We start from the raw sequence: 22333 nt of genomic DNA, 5'->3' as shown, positions 1-22333 counted from the left end.
GGAACGGCAGAACGTGCGGACCACGTCGCGGGGGAACACCGCACGTGCCGCTCGCTGTGTACGCCGACCCGCCCACGAGGTCACCGGGATGTCCGCACGGGAATCGTCCGCGTGCGGGCAACGGGCAGGTCTTCGGACTCGCGGGCACGCCTGCCGGTCTCCCGGCGGGCACCTACTGGCCGTCGCTTCCCAGGACCGTTGTCCGGTCCCAGTGCGTATGACGGCGGTCGTTCCCGCTCACCGCTGCGGGGCAGTCCCGGATTCCCACCGGGTTCCCTCTTACGACGCTCCCGCCCGGCTGACGGGGGCGAACCAGCTGCACGGGCCACCCTAGGACGCACGGTCGCCCACCGGCGAGCTGGGTCCACCATTCGGACCCAAAGGTGAGACACCCTGCCGGCGGCGCACCAGCGAGGCGTCGGAGACGACGCGTTCGAGCGGGAGGCTCGGGGCGAAGCGGGCCTCCCCGCCCGCGGGACCGCCTTGACGCCCTCGTTGTCGGCCGGGGGAGCGACGAACGGCGGCTTGCAGAAACGGAAGAAACGGAGGAGCTCACGGGAGGCCTGTGACCACCGGTGGGGCGCGGGTGGTTCGGCCCCCGCGGGGGCGACCGCACCGATCCGGTCACTCTGAGGGGACGTTCGGTGAACCGTGAGTGGCCGTCACCTGGGCAGGAGGTACGGGAGACGGCGTCGCGCCGGTCGATGCGGTGCGCCCCCGCGTGGTGCGGGCCTGCGGGTACCCGGCGCGAGCTGGGCGAACACACCTCTCCTCACCGATATGCGAACCAACTGTCCGTAAATCGACCGCCGATGTGCAGCGGACCTTCATGCCTGGCAGGCTCAGCCTCAGTTGAGCGCTACATGAAAGACGTAGCGCCCCTAATCACCTTCGAATCGAAAGCGAGTCTTCTCATGCGTCACCGCTTGGCCACCGTCTCCGCCGCCGCTCTCCTCTGCCTCGCCGGCGCCACGGGTGCGGCGGAGGCGAGCCCCGACAGCCTGTACGCCCCCTCCGCCATGGTCTTCACCGTCACCCAGGGGGACAACGCCGCCACCGGTACGGTCCTGAGGGCCACCACCCTCAGCTGCGCCTACGCCGCCGAGGGCACGCACCCCGCCCCCAGGGCCGCGTGCGACGCCCTCAACGCCACCGGCGGCGAGTTCAACCGCCTGCTGGCCGCGCCGAACCCGGACCGCGCCTGTCCGATGCACTACGACCCCGTCACCGTCACGGCCGACGGCGTGTGGCGCGGGGCCCACGTCGCGTGGAAGCACACCTTCTCCAACGCGTGCGCGATGTCCGCGACCCTGAACGGCAACCCGGTCTACGCGTTCTGACGCCACCGGGCCGACCGGCCGCGACGTCGGGGGATCGGCTCCGGCCACCCGTCCGGCCACCGTTCGCTTCGTGCGGCGGGGTGCGCGTTTGTTCAAGAAGGCGGGGCGGCGGGGGTCCCAGGATGGGGGCTGCCCGGCAGATGCCGGGCGGTACCTCGTGAAGGGACGCATTCCGTGTTCGATACGCGCAAGGCGGCGTTCGGCGTCGTCGCGGTGGGAACGCTCGCGGCTTCCGCGCTCCTCGGTGCACCCGCAGGAGCGGCCACCGGCCCCGCTGCGGACGCCACGGCCCGGTACGCCTCGTTCGAGGGGCGGACCCTGGATCTGTCCGGCGACTGGGGCGAGGCCAGGGTCTGCATGGTCTGGCAGGGCCGCGGGGCGGTGGAGTGCTTCCGTACGGCCTCCGAACAGGAGGCGCGGGAAAGGCAATTGCGCGCCACCGCGACGACGCGGCAGGTCCTCGCAGCCTGCTCCACACCGCTGGACCTGTACCAGTACACGGGCAAGGGGGGCCGCGACCTGAAGTTCTACGACCGCGGGTACTGGCAGAACCTCTCCGCCTACAGCTTCGACAACTCCACGTCCTCCTACTGGACCGGTGCCTGCACGGCCCACCTCGCCGAGAACCCGGGCGGCGGCGGGTACTGGTACCCCGGCAACACCGGCCCGAACCACATCGAGGACTCGATGCGCAGCGGATGGGACAACCGGGTCAGCTCCATCAAGATCGACTGAACCGGTCGGGCAGCACGATGCTGGTGACCTGCCCGGCCACCCGGTCGACCCCGGCCGGGCCGCCGGGCAGGGCGGCGCCCCGCTCCGAGCGGAACCGCCGCGGCGTGCGCCCGCTCATCGCCTTGAACTCCCGGTTCATATGGGCCTGATCGCTGAACCCGCAGGCGACGGCCACGTCGGCGAGCGGGCGGCCGCCGTGGTCGACGAGCCACAGCGTGCGCTGGAAGCGCAGCACGCGCGCCGCCGTCTTCGGCGTCAGACCGATCTGCTCCCGGAAGAGGTACTCCAGCCGCCGCTTGCCGCGGCCGGCACGTACGGCCAGTTCCTCGACGGGGAGGCTGCCACCGCTGCGCAGCAACTCCCCCCACGCACGGCGCAGCGGCTCGGCGGCACCCGCGCGCGTCGCCTCCGTCCAGGTGCGGAGCGTGGCGTCCAGCAGGGCGAAGCGCGGCTCCCATCCCACCGCTTCGTACAGGGCCTCGGCCAGCAGATCGGCCCGCCGGCCGAGGAGCTCGCCCGGATCGGCCATCCGGTCGGCCAGGTCGCTCATGGGCTGTCCCAGGAGTCCGAACGCCGCCCATGGCGCGAGGAGCACCTCCACACCCTCCACCCGGCCCGCGTGTTCACCGAACGTGGGCCGGGTCTGGAGGCCGGAGACGAGCGAGGTGTAGGGGCGGGCGATCGCGTCGACCCGCGTGCCGAGCGTCACCCACACCGGGCCGGCGAGGTTGAAGACCAGCGAGACGCAGGCGTCCGGCACCTCCAGCCGGCGGCGCCCGTACCCGAGGTCCATGCGGTAGCCCCGGTACCCGCGCACACCCGGCCGCAGCCGCGGATGAGGCCGGCCGCGGACCACCTCCCAGGTGCCGTGAGGGCAGGCGTCCCTGGTGAGGGCCCGGGGCGAGGGGGATAAGCCGGCCGGCATGTCACGCCTCCTTCGGCCCCGCGACGGTGCAGCGGGACCCTGTCGCGTCGGCAGGTGGTACGGGCGGTCGCGCGCGGCCACCGGAGGCGGGCGCAACGTCCCCGCTCCGACAGGGGCACGCGGGCATCGGTGCCCCGCCGCGCGCCGCTCCATGCGCCGAACTCCCGGAAGGGCTCGATCTCGACGCCTTCGGCAGGGCGGCCCCGACGCCGGGCCCTCCTGCCCGCCACCCCACGGGACCTGACGGCAAAGAGGGCGGATCAGGCCCGCGGTGGACGCGAGTTCGCGGCGGCGTGCGACCCTTCTGGCATGGATGTGATCTTTGCCGAGGACGAGAGCGCCGTACGCCGCTGCTGGCCGGTCTTCTCGCAGCTGCGCCCGCACCTGGACGAGGACGGGTTCGCCGAGCGCTGGCGGACGCAGTCCGCGGAGGGCTACCGCATCGTCTACCTGGAGGAGGACGGCGAGGTGTGCGTCGCCGCGGGCTTCCGCGTCATGCACACGATGATCTCGGGCCGCATCCTGTACCTGGACGACCTCGTCGCCGACGAGGCCGTCCGCGGCCGGGGACTCGGCAGCCGCATGCTCACGGCCCTGAAGGCCATCGCGGCCGACGAAGGGTGCGAGGAGTTCCACCTCGACACGGGCCACCAGCGCCACGCCGCGCACCGGACCTACCTGCGCAACGGCTTCCGCATCGATGCCCACCACGTCTCCATGACCCTGCGCTGACGGGACCCGCGGCCCCACACCGACCTGCCACACCCTGCCCGGGCCCTCTGGCCCGGGCCCATGCGCGCCCGTACCCTCTGCGCCATGATCAATTCACGTACCCATGTCCGCGTCGCCCGCCCCTCCCTCGACCTGAAGGCCGCCGAGCGGTTCTACGTCGACGGACTCGGCCTGGAAGTGCAGTGGCGCAGCACCGAGCGCGTGCCCGGCGCACACGACCTGCTCATGGTCGGTCCGGCCGGAGGCGGTTGGCACTTCGAGCTCACCCACGATCCCGAGAACCCGATCGTGCCCGCCCCCACCGTGGACGACCTCTTCGTCGTCTACCTGGGCGAGGCGCCCGACGAGGACCTCGTCCGCCGGCTCGTCGAGCACGGCGGCACGCGCGTCGCCGCGCACAACCCGTACTGGGACGAGCACGGAGTCACCGTCGCCGACCCGGACGGCTACCGGCTGGTGCTCTGCTCCCGTACCTGGGGTTGATCCGGCCGCGGGGGTTTCCCGGGGAGGTGACTTTCTCTTCCCCGGGCCCTCCGGCCATGACCGGTTTTCTATGCACCATGTCTGCCATGACGACGAACGACGATGCCACAGCCTGGCAGGGCGGCAGCCTCGACCTGGATGCCTACCTCCGGCGTACCGGCTATGACGGAGAGCTCGCGCCCACCCTCGACGTTCTCCGGGCGCTGACGCGTAAGCACATCACCTCGATCCCCTTCGAGACCGTCGAGATCGTGCTCGGCAGGCCGATCTCCCTCGAACTGCAGGACATCCAGAACAAGTTGGTCCACGGACGCCGCGGCGGCTACTGCTACGAGCACACCGTGCTGCTCGCGGCGGTGCTGGAGCGCGTGGGCTTCCGGGTGACGGGGCTCGCCTCGCGGGTCCGCATCGGCTCCGAGGGGGTGGTCCGTGCGGCCACGCACGCGATGCTGCGCGTGGAGACGGCCGAGACCCCCGAGACCGGCAAGGTGTGGGTGTGCGACCCCGGTTTCGGCCGCAACCCCATCGAGCCCATCGAGCTGGTGGAGGGCGCCGAGACCTCGTTCGGCGGCTGGGGCTTCCGGCTGGAGGGTTCCACCACCGAGACGGGCGACCGGCTGTACGCGATGCGGACGCGGGGTGCCGACGGCTGGTACGACCTGCACGCCTTCACCCTCGACCAGCGGTATCCGCAGGACTGGATGGTGGCCAACCACTTCCTGTCCACGCATCCGCGTTCGCCGTTCGCGGGCCGGCTGCTCGTGCAGCAGATGCGCGAGCAGGAGCACGTCTTCCTCGACGGCAGTGTCCTCACCCGGACCCTGCCGGACGGCACGGCCACCGCGCACACCTACGCCCCGGAGGAGATCCCCGGTCTCCTGCGCGACCTGTTCGGCATGGAGGTGCCGGAGACGGATCGCGACGAGCTCATCGCCCGGGTGTACGTGGCCCGTCAGGCCGTCGCGATGTACCCGACGACCGTGCAGCCGTCGACGGTGCCCATCCAACAGCTGCGGGCGCACCGCGCCGGACGCAGGAGGGCGGCGCCGGTCAGGTGAGATCGGAGGCAGTGTTTCCGGTTCCTTCGGCCGTTCAAACTCCACAAGTAACTTGGCAAAGTTGCTTGTGGGGTTTCACGGAGGAGTCATGATCACGAAACCCGGCCGGCAGGCGTCGCCGTCCGTCGTGACCGCGCAGCGGCTCGACGACGCGATCAAGCGCCTGCGCGCACGGCTGCGCGCGGAGTCGGGGCAGGACGCGACGGGCCTGACCGTCACGCAGCTCGCCGTCCTGGCGAGCGTCGTACGGGAGGGCCCGGTCACCGCCGCCCGGCTCGCTTCCCTGGAGCACGTCAGCCCGCAGTCCATCGCGCAGAGCCTGGCGGTCCTCAAGGCCGCCGGGCTGGTGCACGGCGAGCCCGATCCGTACGACGGGCGCCGGAAGCTGATGAGCGCGGATCCCGCCGCCGCCGAGCTGATCGACAAGCTGCTGGCGGGTCGTGCGGCCTACCTGGCCCGTGCGATCGACCGGCGCGTCCCCGCGGACCGGCTGGCGGACGTGGAAAGGGCCGTCGAGCTGCTGGAGCGACTGGCCGCGGCCGACGTGCCCGGCCTGGCGGGCAGGGCGGCCCCGAGGGGCGGCAGCAGATGAGGACCGGCGCCGGCCGGGGTCACGGGACCAGGACCACCTTGCCGGCGACCGTTCCCGACTCCGCCAGGCGCATCGCCTCGGCGGCGCGGGCCAGCGGGATCTCGGCTGCGACCTTGGCCGAGATCTCGCCGCGCTGCAGCGCGGTGAACACCTGGGTCAGGTCGGAGCGCAGCCGGGCCCGGAAGCGGTTCTTGGCGTAGGCGCGGCCGGCCCACACGTTGAAGAAGTACGCGCGGCGGCCGTTGGGCAGCGCGTTCCACAGCCACACCCGGCCCAGTAGCTTCAGCACCGGCAGCGAGCCCGAGCCCTGGTCGTCCCGGGTGGCGGCGGTCCCGTACGAGACGAGGGTGCCGCCGGGCGCCAGCAGTCGCCATGAGTCGACGATGCCCTCGCCGCCGACGTGGTCGAAGACCGCGTCCACCCCGCGGGGCGCGAGTGCCCGCACCCGCGCGCAGACGTTGCCGGACCGGTAGTCGATGGGGATCACCCCGAGCGCGCGCAGCCCGTCGTGGTGGCGGGTGGAGGCGGTGCCGATCACCTCGGCCCCGGCGGCGAGCGCCAGTTGGACCAGGATCGAGCCGACCCCGCCGTTGGCGCCGTGGACCAGGACGGTCTGGCCGGCGCGCACCCGGGCCTTGCGGTGGAGCATCTGCCAGGCGGTGATGCCGTTGACGACCGCGGTCTCGGCGTCCACCGCGCCGACGCCGTCCGGTACCTCCACCACGTCGGCGGCGTCGAGCGCGATGTGGCTCGCCCAGCCTCCGGTCTTCGTCAGGGCGGCCACCCGCCGGCCGAGGAGACCGGAGTCGACGCCTCCACCCACCGCTTGCACCGTCCCGACCAGGTCGTATCCGGGGACGAAGGGGAACGGGGGCTGGTCGTAGTACCGGCCGCGGCGCATCTGCTGCTCGGCGAAGGAGACTCCCGTCGCCTCCATCGCGATGACCACCTGACCGGCCGCGGGCACCGGGACCGGGCCGCGGTGCAGCTCCAGGCCCTCGGGCTCGACCTTGCCCGGCAGGACGATCTCCACGCGCTCGACGGTGTTCACCATGACCTCCAGAAGGGTGGTTGTTTCTGCATCTCGTGTTCGTTAGAAGCTATAACTAGAATGAGCGGGGGTGGCGGCGATGTCAAGCGAACGGCTCGTCCGATCGCGATGGGCATTGCCGATAGTGATAGCGTCTAACTACTTCAGTGGCGGGTGACGAAAGGTGGCGGGCATGGGAACGACCGGGCGTACGGAGAGCCCTCGCGAGCGGTACCGGCAGCAGGTGCGCGAGGAGGTCAAGGAGAAGGCCTGGCAGCAGATCGCCGGCTCCGGCGCCTCCGCGCTGTCCCTCAACGCCATCGCCAGACAGATGGGCATGAGCGGACCTGCGCTGTACCGGTACTTCGCCAACCGCGACGAGCTGATCACCGAGCTCATCCGGGACGCGTACCGCAGCCTCGCCGACGCCTTCGCAGGCGCCGGTACCGGTAGCGGCGAGGGGGGAGCGGGCCGGGCCGGACTCGCCGCGCTGGCACAGGTGCTGCGGCGCTGGGCCCTGGAGGACCCGCACCGCTACTTCCTCGTCTACGGCACCCCGGTGCCGGGCTACCGCGCGCCGCAGGACACCACCGCGATCACCGCCGAGATGATGTCCGTCCTGCTCGACGCTTGTACGGCCGAGGCCCCGGAGGGAAGGGAGGGCGCCCTCGAGGAGCACCTGGCCGGCCACCGGGAATGGGCCGGGAGCCACCCCGACGCCCCGCCGTCGGCCCTGCGCCTGGCCCTGGCCTTCTGGAGCCGCCTGCACGGCGTGCTCTCCCTCGAACTGGCCGGCCATTTCACGGGCATGGGCCTGGACCCCGCCCGGCTCTACGCCGCCGAGGTGGACGGCCTGACGGCCTGACGGCGTGACCTCGTAGCCGAGCCGCGCTCGCGTGTCATTCCGGAATGTTCCGGATCCCCCGGTCCCGGGCCGTTGCTACGTTCCCGTACGTCCGGCTTGACGACCCAGGGGGAGGAACGTCACGTGGTTCTCGGTATTTCGCGACGCGCGTCGGTGCTGTTGCTGGCGGCGGCGGCCGCCGGGGCGCCGGCGCTGGTGGCCCCGTCCACGGCCGCCGCCCGGACCGCGGGCTTCGCCGCCTCGTGCCCGGCGGCCGGCTGGATATCCCAGTACTACAGCCAAGCGCACAACGGCATCGACATCGCGAGCGACTACGGCACCCCGATCCACGCCGTGGGCGACGGCGAGGTCATCGTCTCCGGCTACGTGTCCGACTACGGGCAGTGGATCCGCATCCTGCACGGCGACGGGACGATATCCGAGTACGGGCACATGCAGCGGCGGGACGTCGCCGTCGGCGACCACGTCACGGCCGGCCAGCAGATCGCGCTCGTGGGCAGCGAAGGCCAGTCCTCCGGCCCCCACCTCCACCTGCGGATCTGGGGCGACCCGAACGCGAGCGTGCGCACCGACCCCATTCCCTACCTGGCGGAACGCGGGGTGACCATGCCCTGTACGCCGGGCGAGGGCCCCGGACCCGGCCCCGCACCGGTGGTGCATCCGGTGGAGTCTGGGCGGGTGGTCTCCGGCCGGTCGGCGGACGGGCGGCTGGAGTTGTTCGTGGCGGGCGCCGACGGGGTCCACCACGCGTGGCAGACCGCCGTCAACGGCGGCTGGTCGTCCTGGGAAGCCCTCGGCGGCCCCGGCAACGCGGAACTGGCCATCGCCCCCAACGCGGACGGCCGGCTCGAGCTGCTCGCCATCAACGGCAACACCTTCCAGCACCGCTACCAGACCGGGCCCTCCGCGGGCTGGTCGGGCTGGGAAGCCTTCGGCGGCGGCGGGCGCGACATCGCCGCCGGCACCAACGCCGACGGGCGCATCGAGGTCTTCGCCTCCGGACCGGCCGGCATCTTCCACCGGTACCAGAACGCGCCCAGCGGCGGCTGGTCCGGGTGGGAGTCCGCCGGTGGCGGTCCGGCCGACAGCCGGATCGAGTTGGAGAAGTCGCCGGACGGCCGGCTCGAGGTGTTCGCCGTCAACGGAGGCGCCTTCCAGCACCAGTACCAGACGGCCGTCAACGGCGGCTGGTCGGCCTGGGAGGACTTCGGCGGCGGCGGTCACGACCTGACCGTCGACCACAACGCCGACGGGCGGCTGGAGGTCTTCGCCTCCGGACCCGTGGGAGTGTTCCACAAATACCAGACCGGCCCGACGGGTTGGTCGCAGTGGGAACCCTCCGGCGGCCCCGCCGACGCACAGCTGACGAGTGAACGCACCGCCGACGGCCGGGTCGAGGTCTTCGCCATCAACGACACCGTGGCCATGCAGACCTGGCAGACGGGGCTCAACGCCCCGTACAGCCCGTGGGCCGAATTCGGCGGCGGCGGGACCGAAGTCACCGCCGCCACCAACGCCGACGGGCGCATCGAGGTCTTCGGCACGAGCGGCTCCGGCGTCTTCCACAAATGGCAGACCGGATTCTCCACCTGGTCCGAGTGGGCCTGGGTGACCAACACCGCAGGCCCCGGCGTGAACTGACGCGACGCCACTCGACCCGTCCCGCCCCGCCCCACCTCGGCCCACCCCACACCACGCCCGAAAGGGGCAGCGGTTGTCCAGGTCTCAGCGCTCCTCGCCCACGGGATCCACCGGTACGACATCACCGGGGCGGCGCACCGCCCGCCGCCTGGCCGCACCGGCACTGGCCATGCTGCTCGGTGCGGCGGGCCTCGTCGCCGGGGCCTCGCCGGCATCCGCCGCGTCGAGCGACCTGTGCGCGCAGACCGGCTACAACGCGGGCTTCCGCGGCGACGGCCTCGTGACCGCCGTGGCCGTCGCCCTCGCGGAGTCGAGCTGCAACCCGTCGGCGACCAACGTCCAGAACAACACGCCCCCGTCCAGGGACCGCGGCCTGTGGCAGATCAACGACTACTGGCACCCCGAGGTCGACGACGCCTGCGCCTACGACGCCCAGTGCAACGCCAACGCCGCCTTCGAGATCTCCGCCGGGGGTACGAACTGGCAGCCCTGGTCCACGTACACCGCGGGCGCGCACCAGCGGCACATGGACGAGGCCCGGGCGGCCGTGGACCGGCTCGGTCACCACGAACCGGGCCCGGGTCCGCTGACGTATCCGGCGGAGTCGGGCCGGGTGGTGTCGGCCCGGTCGGCGGACGGCCGGCTGGAGGTCTTCGCGGCCGGGGCCGACGGCATCCACCACGCCTGGCAGAACACGGTGAACGGCTCGTGGTCCGCGTGGGAGGCACTGGGCGGCCCGGGTGGTGCGGAGCTGGCGATCGGCCCCAACGCCGACGGCCGGCTGGAGCTGTTCGCCATCAACAACGACACCTTCTACCACCGTTACCAGCTCCAGCCCTCGGGCGGCTGGTCCGGCTGGGAGTCCTTCGGCGGGGGCGGCAAGGACATCGCGGTCGGCGCGAACGGCGACGGGCGTCTGGAGGTCTTCGCCTCCGGTCCGGTCGGGGTGTTCCACCGGTACCAGAGCGCGCCGAACGGCGGCTGGTCCGAGTGGGAGTCCGCCGGTGGCGGTCCGGCCGACAGCCGGATCGAGATGGAGAAGTCCCTCGACGGGCGTCTGGAGGTCTTCGCCCTGAACGGCGACGCCTTCCGGCACCTGTACCAGACGGCCGTGAGCGGCGGCTGGTCGGCCTGGGAGGACTTCGGCGGCGGCGGTCGGGATCTGACCGTGGACCACAACCAGGACGGCCGCCTGGAGGTCTTCGCCTCCGGACCGGTCGGCGTCTTCCACAAATACCAGACCGGCGCGTCGGGTTGGTCCGGCTGGGAGCCCACCGGGGGCCCGGCCGACTCCCAGCTCACCAGTGAACGGTCCCCGGACGGCCGCGTCGAGGTCTTCGCCGTCAACGCGACCACCGCCCAGCACATCTGGCAGAGCGGGGTCAACGCCCCGTACGGCCAGTGGGGCACCTTCGGCGGCGGCGGTACCGAGATCGCCGCCGCCGCCAACGCCGACGGCCGCATCGAGGTGTTCGGGACCAGCAGCGCCGGCGTCTTCCACAAATGGCAGACCGGCTTCACCACCTGGTCCGAATGGGCCTGGGTGAACGGCACCGCCGGCCCCGCCGTCAACTGACCCCGGAGGCAACCGTGCATCCGATCAGCAGACGGAGCGTGCTGCGGGGAGCGGCCGCCGCGGCGGGCGCGCTCGCCCTGCCCGTGACGGGCGGCGCGGCCGCGGCGGATCCGCCGCACCGGTGGGTCGGCGCCGGGCCCTTCACCCACGTCCACGACCCCTCCCTCCCCGGCCGCCGGCGCTACCTCAACGACCACACCCTGCTCAAGGCGGGCGGCCGGTGGCACCTGTTCGGCATCGTCGGCGACAGCGCCCGCCCCGGCGAATCCCCGGACAGCGCCGCCGAGATCGCCTTCGCCCACGCCTCCGCCCCGGATCCGTACGGGCCCTGGACCGCGCACGCCGACGCGCTGACCGTCGACCGTTCGTACTTCGGCGAGGAGCACCTGTGGGCCCCGCACGTGGTCGAGGCGGGCGGCACGTTCCGGATGTTCTACGCCGCAGGCGGCCGCGACGGCGCCGCCGTCAACATGGCGACTTCCACCGACCTGTTCACCTGGACGCGTGTCCCGACCGGCCCCCTCTTCCGGGGGCTCGCGGCGCGGGACCCGATGGTGCTGCGGATCGCCGACGAGTGGGTGATGTACTACACCGAGCTGTCCGCCCCGCACGGCAGGCACATCGTGGCGGTACGGCGCTCCACCGACCTGGTGCACTGGAGCGAGCCGGAGACCGCCTTCACCGACCCGAGCAGCGACGCGACACTCTCGGTCACCGAATCACCGTGCGTGGTCGAACGGGACGGCTGGTACCACCTCTTCATCGGGCCGCGCGGCGGCTACGAGGGTACGGACGTGTTCGCGTCCAGGGATCCGTTCCGCTTCGGCCAGGGCGGCTACGCGGGCCACGTCCCCGGCCACGCCGTCGAGGTCGTCTCCGACGGGCAGGAGTGGTACGCGAGCGCCGCGGGCTGGTTCCGCCAGGGCCTGTACGTGGCGCCCCTGCGGTGGCGGGACGAGGCACCGCCGCCGTGGCAGAGCACGGACAACCCGGTCGCCGGGCTCGACGTGGACGGCCGGCTGACCGTTTTCGCGCTCGACGCCGGCGACCGGTCGATGCTGCGGCGCGTCCAGCTCGACCCGGACTCCGACACGTGGTCGCAGTGGGAGTCCTTCGGCGGCCCGGCCGGGGCCGTGCCCACCCTCGGCCGCGACGTCGACGGCCGGCTGGAGGTGTTCTCCCTCGCCCCGGGCGGCGTCAACCTGCACCACCGGGCGCAGCGGCCCGACGGCGGCTGGTACGACTGGGAGGAGTTCGGCGGCCCGGCGGGAGCCGCCCCCGCCGTCGCACGCGGCGGCGACGGCCGGCTGGAGGTCTTCGCGCCGGCCCCCGGCGGTGCCCGCCTCGCGCGGCGGCGGCAGCGGACGCCCGGCTCGCCGGCCTGGGATCCCTGGGACGGGGGGTTCGGCGGACCGGTCGGCGCGCCCCCGGCCGTCGCCGCCAACGCCGACGGCCGCCTGGAGGTGTTCGCCCTCGCGCCGGGCGGCTCCGCGATCCACCACCGCTGGCAGGAAGCCCCGGGCGGAGCCTGGGCCGCGCAATGGCGGACGTTCGGTACGGCGGCCTGCGGCGTGCCGCGCGCGGCCCGGGACGGCACGGGCAGGCTCACCGTCGCCGCCGTCGCCCCCTGCGGCCTGGCCACGTTCCACCGGCGCCAGACCGCAGCGAGCGGCGGCTGGGGCGACTGGCAGTACCTCTTCGGCTGGTCGGCCGCGGCCCCGGCGCTCGCTCCCGGCGCCGACGGCAGGCTGGAGGCCTTCGCCCTGTCGCCCGCCGGGGCCCGGCTGAGTCACCGCTGGTACGCCGACACCGGCGGGACCTGGGCCGCGGAGGAGGATTTCGGCGAGCCCGGAGTACCGCTCGCCGCCACGCCCACGGCCGTGGCCGACGCCACCGGGCGGATCCACGTCCTCGCCGTCACCGCCGATGGCCGGATCCGCACCCGCGTCCAGGACCGGCCCAGCGGCGGCTGGGGACCGTGGAACGCCTTCGGGGAACGCCTGGTCGCGCCGCTCCCGGCAGGTTCACCCCTGTACTGAACGCCTGCTCGCTGGCCCCGGAAATGGCTGGTGTACCACCCTGTGGTCAGGCTTCCAGCCGGTAACGTTCCCCGTACGGCGTCTTGTCGGTACGTCGTACAGGGGGAGTGGTGAGCGGCATAGTCGTCCATCTGCCGCGGGGGAGCGGCGGCGCCGACGGGGAGCCCGGCGGCGGTGCGGTGACCTTGCGGCTCGGGCCGGGCGAGGTCGCGCGGTTCGGGCGCGGCTCGTCGACGACCCCGGTCGAACTGCGGCTCGCCGACGAGGCGATCTCCCGGCTGGCCGGAGAGATCCGGGTCACCGACGACCACTGGCAGCTGACCAACCACAGCACCACGCAGACCTACCTCGTGGAGAACCCGGAGGGGGCCGGCGAGTACCTGCGGGTGTCCCCGCGCCGGGCCGGGGCGCCCATCCCTTTCGAGTTCTCCCGCGTGGTGCTGCCCACGCGCCGCGGCACCAACGTCTCCTTCCAGGTGTTCGCGCCCGACCACGTCTACCTGGACCCGCCCGGCGCGGGCGGCTCCTGGGGGGCGAGCCGTACCGTCACGGCGTACTCCCTGGACGAGACGGCCACGTACTTCCTGGTGCTCGTCGCGCTGTGCGAACCCTGGCTGCGCGACCAGTCTCCGGTCGCGGTGCCCACCACCCCGCAGGTCGTCGAGCGGCTGCGCGGCCATGCCACCGGCGGCGGGCTGACGGCGCGCGCGGTCAGCTCGCACATCGACTACCTGGCCGACGAGAAGCTGCGGATCGGCGCCGCGGCCGCCGCGAACGAGGCCGGTGCGGGCGGCTGCACCGGGACCGCCGCCGCGGGCGACCGTCGCAACGGCAAGCGGGACGCGGTCGTCGCACTCGCCCTGAAGTTCGCCGTCGTACGGGAGGAGCACCTCGCACTGCTGCCTCCCCGGGCCGAAGCGGGCGCGCGGGGGCGGTAGGCGACGTGATGCGGGTGCAGGGGCCGGGGGCTCCGGGCGGTCCGGGCGCCTCGTGGGACAGCAGCGGTACGGAACTGCTGCCCGCGGGCCACCGGGTGGGCGACTGGGTGGTCACCGAGCCGATCGGGGCCGGGGGTTGGGCCACCGTGTACGCGGGAACGAGGTCCGGGGCCGACGCGCCGGGGGCGGCGCAGGAGCCCCGCGAGGTCGCCCTCAAGATCATGCCGACCTCCGGACTCGCACCGCGCCAGGCCCGGAGCGTGGCGGAGGCGGCCCGGCGCGAGGTCGAGATCGGGGTACGGGCAGGGCATCCGCGGCTCATCCGGCTGCTGGACAGCACCGTTCTCAGCGCCCCCGGCCACCCGGCGCTGGACGGGGCGATCGTCCTGGTCATGGAGCGGGCCGGGGCCAGCCTTCGCGATCTGCTCGGCGCGGGGATCACCGAGGCCGAGGGCGCCCGCCTGATCGCCGGGATCTGCGAGGGGCTCGCCCACCTGCACCGATCCGGCTGGGTCCACGCCGACCTCAAACCGGAGAACGTCCTCATCGGTGAGGACGGTTCGGTCAAGCTCTCGGACTTCGGGCTCGCCGCCGAGCTGACCACCGGCACGCACGGGCACGGGCCCCCGATGGGCACGCTGGACTACCTCCCGCCCGAACGCTGGCGGGCCCCGCTGGGGGAGTTGGGCGTGGAGGTCCGCCCGAGCGCCGACATCTGGGCCCTGGGCGTCGTGATCCACGAGGTGTTCGCCTCGGGTGCCCCGCTGTTCTCCGGGGCCACGCCGGTGGCGCGGGGCGCCGCCGTACAGGAGTACGCGGCCGGGCGCGCGCCCCTGCGCATGGCCAACGGGGTCCCGGAGTTCTGGCGTGCGCTGGCCACGGACTGCCTCGCCCCGACCCATGCCGCGCGCGCCGCGCACACCGCCGAGAGCCTGCTGGAGCGGATCGCCGTCCGGCAGGCGGCCCCGTCCGTCCCCCGGAGCCGGACGGGCCGCTTCGGGCGGGCGACGCGGATCGCCCTCCTCGCCCTCGCGGCGTGCGGGGCGATCGGTCCCGCCATCTGGTCGTACGCGGGGCACACCGGCCGGGAGGCGGCCCCCGGCGGGCGGGTCGGAATCGCCGAACCGCCGCTCCAGGTGAGGGTGTTCAACGCGGAAAAGGGCTGCCGGGAGCGTACGGACCGGGATCCGCGGTGCAGTCTGGGACTGGCGATCGACCCGATGCGGCCGTACACGGCCGGGAACGTCGTGCCGACCCGGGTCTGGCACGCCGACGTCCTGGAAGCCGACTGCCAACTGCTGAGCGGCGAGGTGGTCATCGACGAGTCGGACACGCGGTCCACCCACTGGTTCCGGATCCGCCTGCCGAGCGCGGGTCCCGGCGGCGGCCCGGGAGCGGAGCCGGGTGCCATCGCCTGGCTCCCCGCCGTACGCACGAAGGACCGCCCACCGCTGCCCGGGTGTCCGGCTCCGACGGCCGCCCGGTGACCCGCGGGCTGCGGCGAGTGGATGACAACCGCACGTGCCCGGTACAGAATTGGGCAGGCTGACGTCGGGGGGCGGTCATGGGACAGACAGCGCGGGCACCACGGGTCTCGCGGGCAGTGTGGGTGGGGATACCCGTTCTCCTGGCGGGGCTGTTCTTCTGGTGGGCCTCGTACGCCACCACGATCATCGTCTGGGAGGGCCGCAAACTCCTGTCCTGGCTGGCCGTCCCGCTGCTGCTCGTCGCCTTCCTCCTGCTGGTCGGGCTGGTGCTGAAGCTCCTCCGGCGCAGGCGGGACGGCGGCTCGGGCGGCGGCAGCGCCGGGGTGGTCCTCGGATGGCTGGGCGCCGTCCTCGGGCTGGGTCTCGGCATCTGGTGGCTGGTGTACGGGTCGTACCTCCAGGACCGGGCGTACATGGAGAACGTGCAGATCGTGAGCGAGCCGGTGCCCGAACTGACGGCCCGCGCGCCCTACGTGGTCGGGAAGGCGCAGGCCGCCCCGCACCTCGGAGACGTCACCGGCGAGATCTCCGACATCACGTACCTGCCCGACTCGGACCGGTTCGCGACCCTCGTCGAACGGCGCGGCTGGCTCTCCGGGTACGAGGTCGGCCTCGAACAGGACGTCCCGCTCGGCGGCAACAGCCGCAGCCAACAGCGCTGTTCTTTCGACATCGACGAGGCCGACGCGCGGATCGGCGGCTGGTTCGGCCACAACCTCGGCCGGAAGATCTCGGCACAGCAGCGCTGGGTGCGCTTCGACTCCGACGACGCGTACGTCACCTGCGAGGGCGACACCCCGACCGTGGTCGTCCCCCTCAAACGCCAGACCGGGATCCTGGTGGTGACCGAACGGCCCGCCGGGCTCGCCCTCTACAACGGGCGGACCGGGAAGCTCACCCTCACCACCGACACGGCGAAGGTGCCCGGCCCGTCCTATCCGCTCAGCCTCGCGGCGCGGCAGCGGGAGGGAACCGCCGCCGTGGGCAGCTTCAGCGACTGGTGGTTCGAGCGCAGCGGCTGGGACGCCTCCGAGGACGGGGCCAACGCGGGCAACGAGTCGGAGTTCACCCTCAAGTACCGCGACACGAGCGGCCGCAGCGCGTACGTCACCCCCCTCACTCCCCAGGGGGAGGCCAGCTCGGTGGTGGCCGTGTCGACCGTGCCGACCCGGCACGAGGGCGGCGGACTCGCCCCGATGACGGTCCACCGGCTCGATCCGACCTGGTCCTCACCGCAGGCGCTCGTCGCGCTGATCAAGGCCGAGTACCGGGACGTCTGCTGCTACAACGACGACCAGGTGTTCGAGGTGGTGCCGACCGGCGGCAGCACCTGGACCGCCACGGTCGGCAGTGCGCAGAACATCCGTTACCGCGTGGAGGGCCGGGGCCAGGTGGGCGGACGCGAGGCGACCTGCCTGAAGGCCGCCGACGGAGCCCTCATCAAGTGCGCGTACGCGGCGCCCGGATCACCGGAGGAGCAGGAACTCCAGCGCCGGGAACAGGAGAAGCAGAAACAGCAGCAGGCGGGCCAGGGCCCGGGCGGAGCCAAGGACCCCGGCGACCTCACCGCCTACACCCCGGAACAGCTCGCCGACCTCCAACGGCGCGTGTCCGACGAGGTCGTCCGCCGGCTGAAGGGCGGCGGGTAGGGCCGGGGCGCCGGGGCGGGGATCCGCCCCGGCAGGACGGACGTACGGCCGCGGGTCAGGCGGCGGCCGGGGCCGCGAGGGCGGCGGCATCACCTCCGGCACCGGTGTCGGCGTCCGCGAGCAGCTCCATGAGCGAGGTACGGGCGCGGGCCACGCGGGAGCGGACCGTGCCGATCGGGCAGCCGAGCGCACTCGCCGCCTCGGCGTACGGGAGCCCCAGGACCTGGGTGAGGACGAAGACCTCGCGGCGTTCGGCGGGGATCGTGCCCAGCAGCTCCGCGAGGGCGATCCCGTCCTCGAAGCCCGGCAGATCGCGCGGCTGGGCCCGTTCGGCGGCGCTCTGCCAGTCGTCCCGGTCCGAGATCCTGGGCCGGGACGCCTTGTGGCGGAGGCTGTCGATGACGGTGCGCCGGGCGATCGACAGCAGCCACGTACGGGCGGAGGAGCGGCCCTCGAAGCGGTGCAGGCTGCCCAGGGCGCGCAGGAAGGTCTCCTGGGTCAGGTCGTCCGCCGACTGCGGATCTGCGCTCAGGTAGGCGACGTAGCGGCGGACGTCGCGGTGCAGGGCGCGCACGAACCGGTCCACCGCGTCGGGGTCGCCGTCCCGCGCGGCGAGCGCCAGCAGCGTCGTCGACTCGTCCGGCCCGCCCTCGTGGCGTGCGGGTGCCGCCGCGGCGGCGGTCGGACGGGGAAGCAGGGCAGGGGTCATCGCCTGATGTCCTTCTGGGAATCCGGAATCCGGGTCCGGCGCCGCGCGCCCTGCGGGGCGGGGCGGGCCGGTGAGCGGTACGGCCTGCCGGACGGCAAGACCGATGACCGAGGCGCGCGGCGGTTGCGGCGTCGCGCGCGTCGGTGAGCCGGCTGTCAGATGACAGCGGTCCCGGGAGGCGGACCCCGTGAGGTGATGGCGTGGACGAGCAGGAGCCCGCGCAGCGTCCCGGCCCGGCGGCCGGGGCGTACGCGCGGGCGCGGCCGGTCGGCCGGCACGGGGAGCCGGAAGGCCCACCGCAGCGGTACGAGCAGCAGGCCGGCCAGGGCGCGCAGGACGCGGAACGCGCCCTGTTCCCCGTACGCGAGCCAGAGCCCGCAGAGCAGGGCGGCGAGGAGGTGCGCGGCCAGCATGCCGGTCGACGACGCGGAGCCGAGGACGTGGCCGTCGGACATCTGCATCGGCATCTGCATCGGCATGGCCGTGCCGCCGTCGGCCATCGCGTGCGCGGCGTGGTGGGCGTGCCCGCCCGTACCCGGCACGGGCGGCGGGAGCGCCGAGGGGCGGGCCGCTGCCTGGGCCAGTGAGAAAGCGGTGTGCAGGACTGCCTGGACGGCGACGGTCGCGCAGGTGACGGCCGACAGGCCGCGTTCACGATCGGCGAGGAACCAGGCGGCCGCCCCGGTGGCCGCCGCGGCCGCTGCCAGCGCCCACCAGGGGACGGTCGCACCCGACATGAGGAGGTGGCCGAGGGACGCGAGCAGCACGCAGACGGCCGCGAACAACGCGGCCCTGAAGGCTCGGCAACATCGACCGGGAGTCATGGCGGGCTCATCGTCGCACCCCTCTCAAGACGGCTACAGAGGGGCGTCGAGAATTGGCACGACCGGACAAAACCATATGTGTCGCATGCCACAACAGGGCCCGGGAACCCGGTGGTTCACCGCCACGACTCCTGCCCCGGACCGAAATGACGGCCACGGAAAGGGAGTCGATGGTGGGGGAGCGGACGGCAGCGCCGAAGACGGCGCGGACGGGAGCGGAGGGCCCGCTGACGGCGCTGCTCACCAGCGCCATGGCCTTCTCGATGCTCCAGCTGTTCCTGCTCGGCGCGTTCGGCCCGCGCCTCGTGGACGAGCTGGGGGTCTCGCCGACCGCACTCGGCCTGACGGCCGCCATCGGTTTCGCCACTGCGGCCGTGCTCTCACCGGTCGGCGGGCGCATGGTGGACCGGACGGGCCCGCGGCGCTCCCTCGTCGTCCTGCTCCTGGTGTCCGCGGCCGCGCTCGCACTGATCGGTGCCGCGCCCGGCCCGGGGTTCCTCCTCGCCGCCGTGGCGCTGGGCGGACTGCCGCAGGCGCTCGCCAATCCCGCGACCAACAAGGCGATCCTGGCCGCCGCCCCGCCCGCCCGGCGCGGGTCGATGACCGGGATGAAACAGTCCGGCGTCCAACTCGGCGCGTTCGCGGCCGGTCTGCCGCTGGCGGCGCTGGCCGGCGGTGTCGGCTGGCGCGGGGCCGTCTGGACGGCCGCCGCCGCGGCCGCGCTGTGCGCGCTCTGGGCCCACCGCGCCCTGCCGGCCGACCCGTCGGCGAAGGCGGCGATGGTGCGCGCCTCGCTCGTCCCGCGCGGCGCCATCGCCTGGCTGGCGGTGTTCTCCCTCTTCCTGGGGTGCGCCATCGCCTCGGTCAACACGTACGTGGCCCTCTTCGGAGCCCAGAAGCTCGGCATGGGGCCGACGTCGGCCGCGGCCCTGGTGGCGGTCCTCGGCGTCGCGGGCATCGCCGGCCGGGTGGGCTGGTCGAAGGCGGCCCGCCCCGGGCGTGCCGAGTGGCTGCCCGGCGCTCTGGCGGCGGGCGCCGTGGCGGCCGCCTGCCTGCTGGCCGCGGCGCTGTACGTGCCGCCGCTGGTCTGGGTCGCCGCCGTCGCGGTCGGGGTGTTCGCCGTATCCGGCAACGCCGTCTCCATGGTGCTCGTGATGCAGCGGGCCGCCCCGGGCCGGGCGGGCCAGGACTCCGCGCTCGTCGCCGCCGGGTTCTTCGCCGGATTCGCGGTCGGGCCGCCGCTGTTCGGACGGCTGGCGGAAGCGGGCCGGTACGGGCCGGGATGGCTGCTGGTCGCCGCCGAGTTCGCCGTGGCCGCCGCCGTCGCCACGACCTGGGCCGTACGGGAACGGCGGCGCGGCCCGCGTGCGGAGGTCCCGGCGTGATCCGCCGGACACCCCGTGACTGGGCCGGGCGGGCGCTGGCCGACGTACTCGGCCGGGCCGCCGCCACCCGTACGGAGACCGGCGACCGGTTCCCGCTGTACGCCGACCCCGGCACCGGCCGCTGGACGACCACCGGCCGCGGCGCGTGGACCGGGGGGTTCTGGGCCGGGCTGCTGTGGCTGCGCGCCCGGCACACCGGCGACGCGGCCGACCGGAAGGCCGCCGCCGCGTGCACGGCGCGGCTGGCCGACTGGGTCGAGGCGGACACCGCGACACGCGGGCTGATCCTCTGGTACGGGACGGCGCTCGCGACCGGTGACCCCGGGGCCCGCGCACTGCGGACCCGGGCGGCCGGGGCCGCTCTCGCCGCGCTGGACCCCGAACTCGGCCTGGTGCCCTGGGGATCGGCCTTCGGCGGCCCCCGGCTGCTGGCCCGGGTGGACGGCGTACCGGGCATGGTGGCGCTGCTCGCCGCCGGAGGCCCGGAAGGCGAACGGGCCGCCGCCTCCCACCTCCACCGCCATCTCGACCTGTGCCTCGGAGCGGGCGGACGCACCGCACCGGCCTGGGAGTTCGACCCCCGGGCGGGCTGGCGGGCCTACGAGGAACCACCGGCCGGCTGGAGCCGGGGCAGCGCCTGGCTGCTTCTGGCCGTGGCCGACGCACGGCACCGTCCCGGAGTCGCCCGCGCGGCCCCGGGCCGGCTCGAAGCCGCGGCGGAGCGGCTGGCCGACGGGTGGACCCGGCCCTGCACCCCGCTCGTCCCGCCGGCGGACGAGGCGCGGCCGGCGGGGCCGCTGGACACGTCGGCCGCCGCCATCGCGGCCGTCGCGCTGCTGAAGCTCGCCGCCGTGCCGGGCTGCCGGGCCGCTCCGGCGTACGCGTACCGGGCGGCCTCGATCCTGGAGCGGCTGGTGGGCGAGCACCTGACCCGGGGCATGCTGCTGGACGGCTGCTACGACGCCGGGAAGGGCATCGCGGTCCGGCACGAGCTGGTGTGGGGCGACTTCTTCCTGGCGCTCGGCCTGGCGGCGCTGACCGGGCTCGCCGATGTCAGGGTGATCTGACACCCGCTACGACGCGCACTGCTCGTACGTCCCCTTCCCGTCGTTCTCGTACTTCTCGTACGCACGCAGGACCCGGCGCGCCACCGAGGTGACGTGGAGTTCGTCGGGGCCGTCGAGGATGCGGGCGGCGCGGCCTGTGCGGAAGAGCGCCGGCAGCGGGGTGTCGGGGCCGAGCCCGGCCGCGCCGTGCACCTGGATGGCCGCGTCCGCGACCTGCTGGAGCATCCGGGCCGCGGCGACCTTGGCCAGTCCCACCTCCACGTGCGCGTCCAGCCCGGCGGCGATCTTCGCCGCGGCCTCGTGGACCAGCGGGCGGGTGGTGCGCAGCGCGAGCAGCGCCTCGAAGACGTGGCTCTGCACGAGCTGGTGGCCGGCCAGCGGACCGCGCGACCCCGTACGGGAGTTGGCGCGCAGGCACATCAGGTCGAAGGCGCGCTGTGCCTGGCCGAGCCAGCGCAGGCAGCGCAGGGTGCGGCCCGTCTGCAGCCGCTCCGCGGCGACGGCCAGGGCCTCGCCGCGCCGGCCGAGGAGGTGGTCGGCGTCCACCGGGACCCGGTCGAAGTCGATCTCCCACTGGCCGCCGGCCCCGAAGACGGGCAGTTCGCGTACGACGCGGAAGCCGGGGGAGCCGGTGGGGACCACCAGGAGGGAGAGGCCCTCGCGGTCTCCCGGTTCCCCGTCGGTCCGGGCCAGGACGGTCACCAGATCGGCCCCGGCCGCTCCCGAGACGAACCACTTGCGGCCGCTGACGCGCCAGCCGCCGCCGGGCTGTTCCTCGGCGCGGGTCGCGGTACGCAGCGGTTCGGTGCCCGGGGTGTCCGGTTCGGTCATGGCGTAGCAGGCGCGCAGTTCCCCCGCGGCCAGCCGCGCGGGGTACTCCTCGCGGATCCGGTGGCCGCCGTGCTTCCACAGCATCGCCGCGTCGAGCAGGGACGCGGAGCCGAGGGCCGCCGGCCCGTGGTCGCTCGCCCCCTCGGCCTCGGCGAGCGCGGCGTACCGCTCGAAGGAGAGCCCCCGGCCGCCGAGTTCGGCGGGGAGCGGCAGCGCCCAGAGACCCTCCTGCCTCGCCCGGGCCCGCAACTCCCGCAGGGCCGCGGCGGCCCCCGGGCCGCCCGCGTCGAGTACGGGCTCGCAGGGCATGACCCGGTTCCGGACGAAGTCCGCGACCCGGTCCCTCAATGCGTCTCCGTGGCTCTGCACCACTTTCCTCCAACGTGCCGGGAACCCGTGGGAACGGCGGTCCGACTGCCTTTCCGAG

Annotated in this window: 20 protein-coding genes and 1 riboswitch; of the genes, 15 read left to right on the top strand and 5 right to left on the bottom strand. The window is 73.9% G+C overall.

The features are described from left to right. Positions 1 to 106 precede the first annotated feature (106 nt). A riboswitch (cobalamin riboswitch) is annotated at positions 107 to 332 on the bottom strand. Between the two features lie 582 nt (positions 333 to 914). Beyond that, complete coding sequence (locus K7B10_RS06700; protein WP_229335022.1) at positions 915 to 1340, top strand: subtilase-type protease inhibitor; 426 nt, start codon at positions 915 to 917, stop codon at positions 1338 to 1340. Positions 1341 to 1514: 174 nt separating this feature from the next. After that, a complete protein-coding gene (locus tag K7B10_RS06695; protein WP_229335021.1) occupies positions 1515 to 2075 on the top strand; it encodes a hypothetical protein in 561 nt (186 codons plus the stop codon). On the opposite strand, the gene K7B10_RS06690 is transcribed toward K7B10_RS06695, so the two are convergent. Next, complete coding sequence (locus tag K7B10_RS06690) at positions 2062 to 3000, bottom strand: helix-turn-helix domain-containing protein (RefSeq protein ID WP_229335020.1); 939 nt, start codon at positions 2998 to 3000, stop codon at positions 2062 to 2064. The two genes, K7B10_RS06695 and K7B10_RS06690, sit on opposite strands and share 14 nt — an antisense overlap. A gap of 309 nt (positions 3001 to 3309) precedes the next feature. Here K7B10_RS06690 and K7B10_RS06685 point away from each other — a divergent pair, with 309 nt between their 5' ends. From K7B10_RS06685 to K7B10_RS06670, 4 genes are all read left to right on the top strand, one after another. After that, positions 3310 to 3732 carry a GNAT family N-acetyltransferase gene (locus K7B10_RS06685; RefSeq protein WP_229335019.1) on the top strand — a complete coding sequence of 141 codons (423 nt, stop codon included), beginning with the start codon at positions 3310 to 3312 and terminating at the stop codon, positions 3730 to 3732. Between the two features lie 84 nt (positions 3733 to 3816). After that, positions 3817 to 4215, top strand: a complete 399-nt coding sequence (locus tag K7B10_RS06680) for a VOC family protein (protein WP_229335018.1) — start codon at positions 3817 to 3819, stop codon at positions 4213 to 4215. Between the two features lie 86 nt (positions 4216 to 4301). Beyond that, on the top strand, positions 4302 to 5273 hold the full coding sequence (locus K7B10_RS06675) for an arylamine N-acetyltransferase family protein (RefSeq protein ID WP_229335017.1): 972 nt from the start codon (positions 4302 to 4304) through the stop codon (positions 5271 to 5273). Positions 5274 to 5361: 88 nt separating this feature from the next. After that, complete coding sequence (locus K7B10_RS06670) at positions 5362 to 5865, top strand: MarR family winged helix-turn-helix transcriptional regulator (RefSeq protein ID WP_229335016.1); 504 nt, start codon at positions 5362 to 5364, stop codon at positions 5863 to 5865. A 19-nt stretch (positions 5866 to 5884) separates the two neighbouring features. Here the strand turns inward: K7B10_RS06670 and K7B10_RS06665 are convergent, their stop codons facing one another. Beyond that, positions 5885 to 6919: a medium chain dehydrogenase/reductase family protein gene (locus K7B10_RS06665; protein WP_229335015.1), complete on the bottom strand. Its 1035-nt coding sequence runs from the start codon at positions 6917 to 6919 to the stop codon at positions 5885 to 5887. A 169-nt stretch (positions 6920 to 7088) separates the two neighbouring features. Here K7B10_RS06665 and K7B10_RS06660 point away from each other — a divergent pair, with 169 nt between their 5' ends. The 7 genes from K7B10_RS06660 to K7B10_RS06630 all read left to right on the top strand — a co-directional run bounded on the left by K7B10_RS06660 (position 7089) and on the right by K7B10_RS06630 (position 17090). Continuing rightward, positions 7089 to 7760: a TetR/AcrR family transcriptional regulator gene (locus K7B10_RS06660; RefSeq protein WP_229335014.1), complete on the top strand. Its 672-nt coding sequence runs from the start codon at positions 7089 to 7091 to the stop codon at positions 7758 to 7760. 123 nt (positions 7761 to 7883) lie between these two features. Next, on the top strand, positions 7884 to 9401 hold the full coding sequence (locus K7B10_RS06655) for a DUF8189 domain-containing protein (RefSeq protein WP_229335013.1): 1518 nt from the start codon (positions 7884 to 7886) through the stop codon (positions 9399 to 9401). A 169-nt stretch (positions 9402 to 9570) separates the two neighbouring features. Then, on the top strand, positions 9571 to 10977 hold the full coding sequence (locus K7B10_RS06650; protein ID WP_229344805.1) for a DUF8189 domain-containing protein: 1407 nt from the start codon (positions 9571 to 9573) through the stop codon (positions 10975 to 10977). A 14-nt stretch (positions 10978 to 10991) separates the two neighbouring features. Next, entirely contained in the window at positions 10992 to 13016 is a 2025-nt protein-coding gene (locus tag K7B10_RS06645; RefSeq protein WP_229335012.1) for a DUF8189 domain-containing protein, read from the top strand. A gap of 110 nt (positions 13017 to 13126) precedes the next feature. Further along, entirely contained in the window at positions 13127 to 13954 is an 828-nt protein-coding gene (locus tag K7B10_RS06640) for a serine/threonine protein kinase (protein ID WP_229335011.1), read from the top strand. An 8-nt stretch (positions 13955 to 13962) separates the two neighbouring features. Further along, positions 13963 to 15441 (top strand): serine/threonine-protein kinase, encoded by a 1479-nt coding sequence (locus K7B10_RS06635; protein WP_229335010.1) that lies wholly within the window; start codon positions 13963 to 13965, stop codon positions 15439 to 15441. A 122-nt stretch (positions 15442 to 15563) separates the two neighbouring features. Next, positions 15564 to 17090 (top strand): hypothetical protein, encoded by a 1527-nt coding sequence (locus tag K7B10_RS06630; protein ID WP_229335009.1) that lies wholly within the window; start codon positions 15564 to 15566, stop codon positions 17088 to 17090. A gap of 55 nt (positions 17091 to 17145) precedes the next feature. Here K7B10_RS06630 and K7B10_RS06625 read toward each other — a convergent pair whose 3' ends face one another. Further along, a complete protein-coding gene (locus K7B10_RS06625) occupies positions 17146 to 17799 on the bottom strand; it encodes a sigma-70 family RNA polymerase sigma factor (protein WP_229335008.1) in 654 nt (217 codons plus the stop codon). Positions 17800 to 17954: 155 nt separating this feature from the next. Then, a complete protein-coding gene (locus tag K7B10_RS06620) occupies positions 17955 to 18623 on the bottom strand; it encodes a hypothetical protein (RefSeq protein ID WP_229335007.1) in 669 nt (222 codons plus the stop codon). Between the two features lie 146 nt (positions 18624 to 18769). Here K7B10_RS06620 and K7B10_RS06615 point away from each other — a divergent pair, with 146 nt between their 5' ends. Beyond that, positions 18770 to 20008: an MFS transporter gene (locus K7B10_RS06615; RefSeq protein WP_229335006.1), complete on the top strand. Its 1239-nt coding sequence runs from the start codon at positions 18770 to 18772 to the stop codon at positions 20006 to 20008. Further along, on the top strand, positions 20005 to 21075 hold the full coding sequence (locus K7B10_RS06610; protein WP_229335005.1) for a sugar ABC transporter permease: 1071 nt from the start codon (positions 20005 to 20007) through the stop codon (positions 21073 to 21075). Before K7B10_RS06615 ends, K7B10_RS06610 begins: the two co-directional genes overlap by 4 nt. A gap of 6 nt (positions 21076 to 21081) precedes the next feature. Here K7B10_RS06610 and K7B10_RS06605 read toward each other — a convergent pair whose 3' ends face one another. Beyond that, a complete protein-coding gene (locus tag K7B10_RS06605; protein WP_308284540.1) occupies positions 21082 to 22278 on the bottom strand; it encodes an acyl-CoA dehydrogenase family protein in 1197 nt (398 codons plus the stop codon). Between the last annotated feature and the right edge of the window lie 55 nt (positions 22279 to 22333).

The organism is Streptomyces flavotricini, assembly GCF_020639365.1.
GTDB classification, from domain to species: Bacteria; Actinomycetota; Actinomycetes; order Streptomycetales; family Streptomycetaceae; genus Streptomyces; species Streptomyces flavotricini.
The sequence above is the reverse complement of the archived record's forward strand: the minus strand, read 5'-3'. Positions and strand labels throughout refer to the sequence as shown.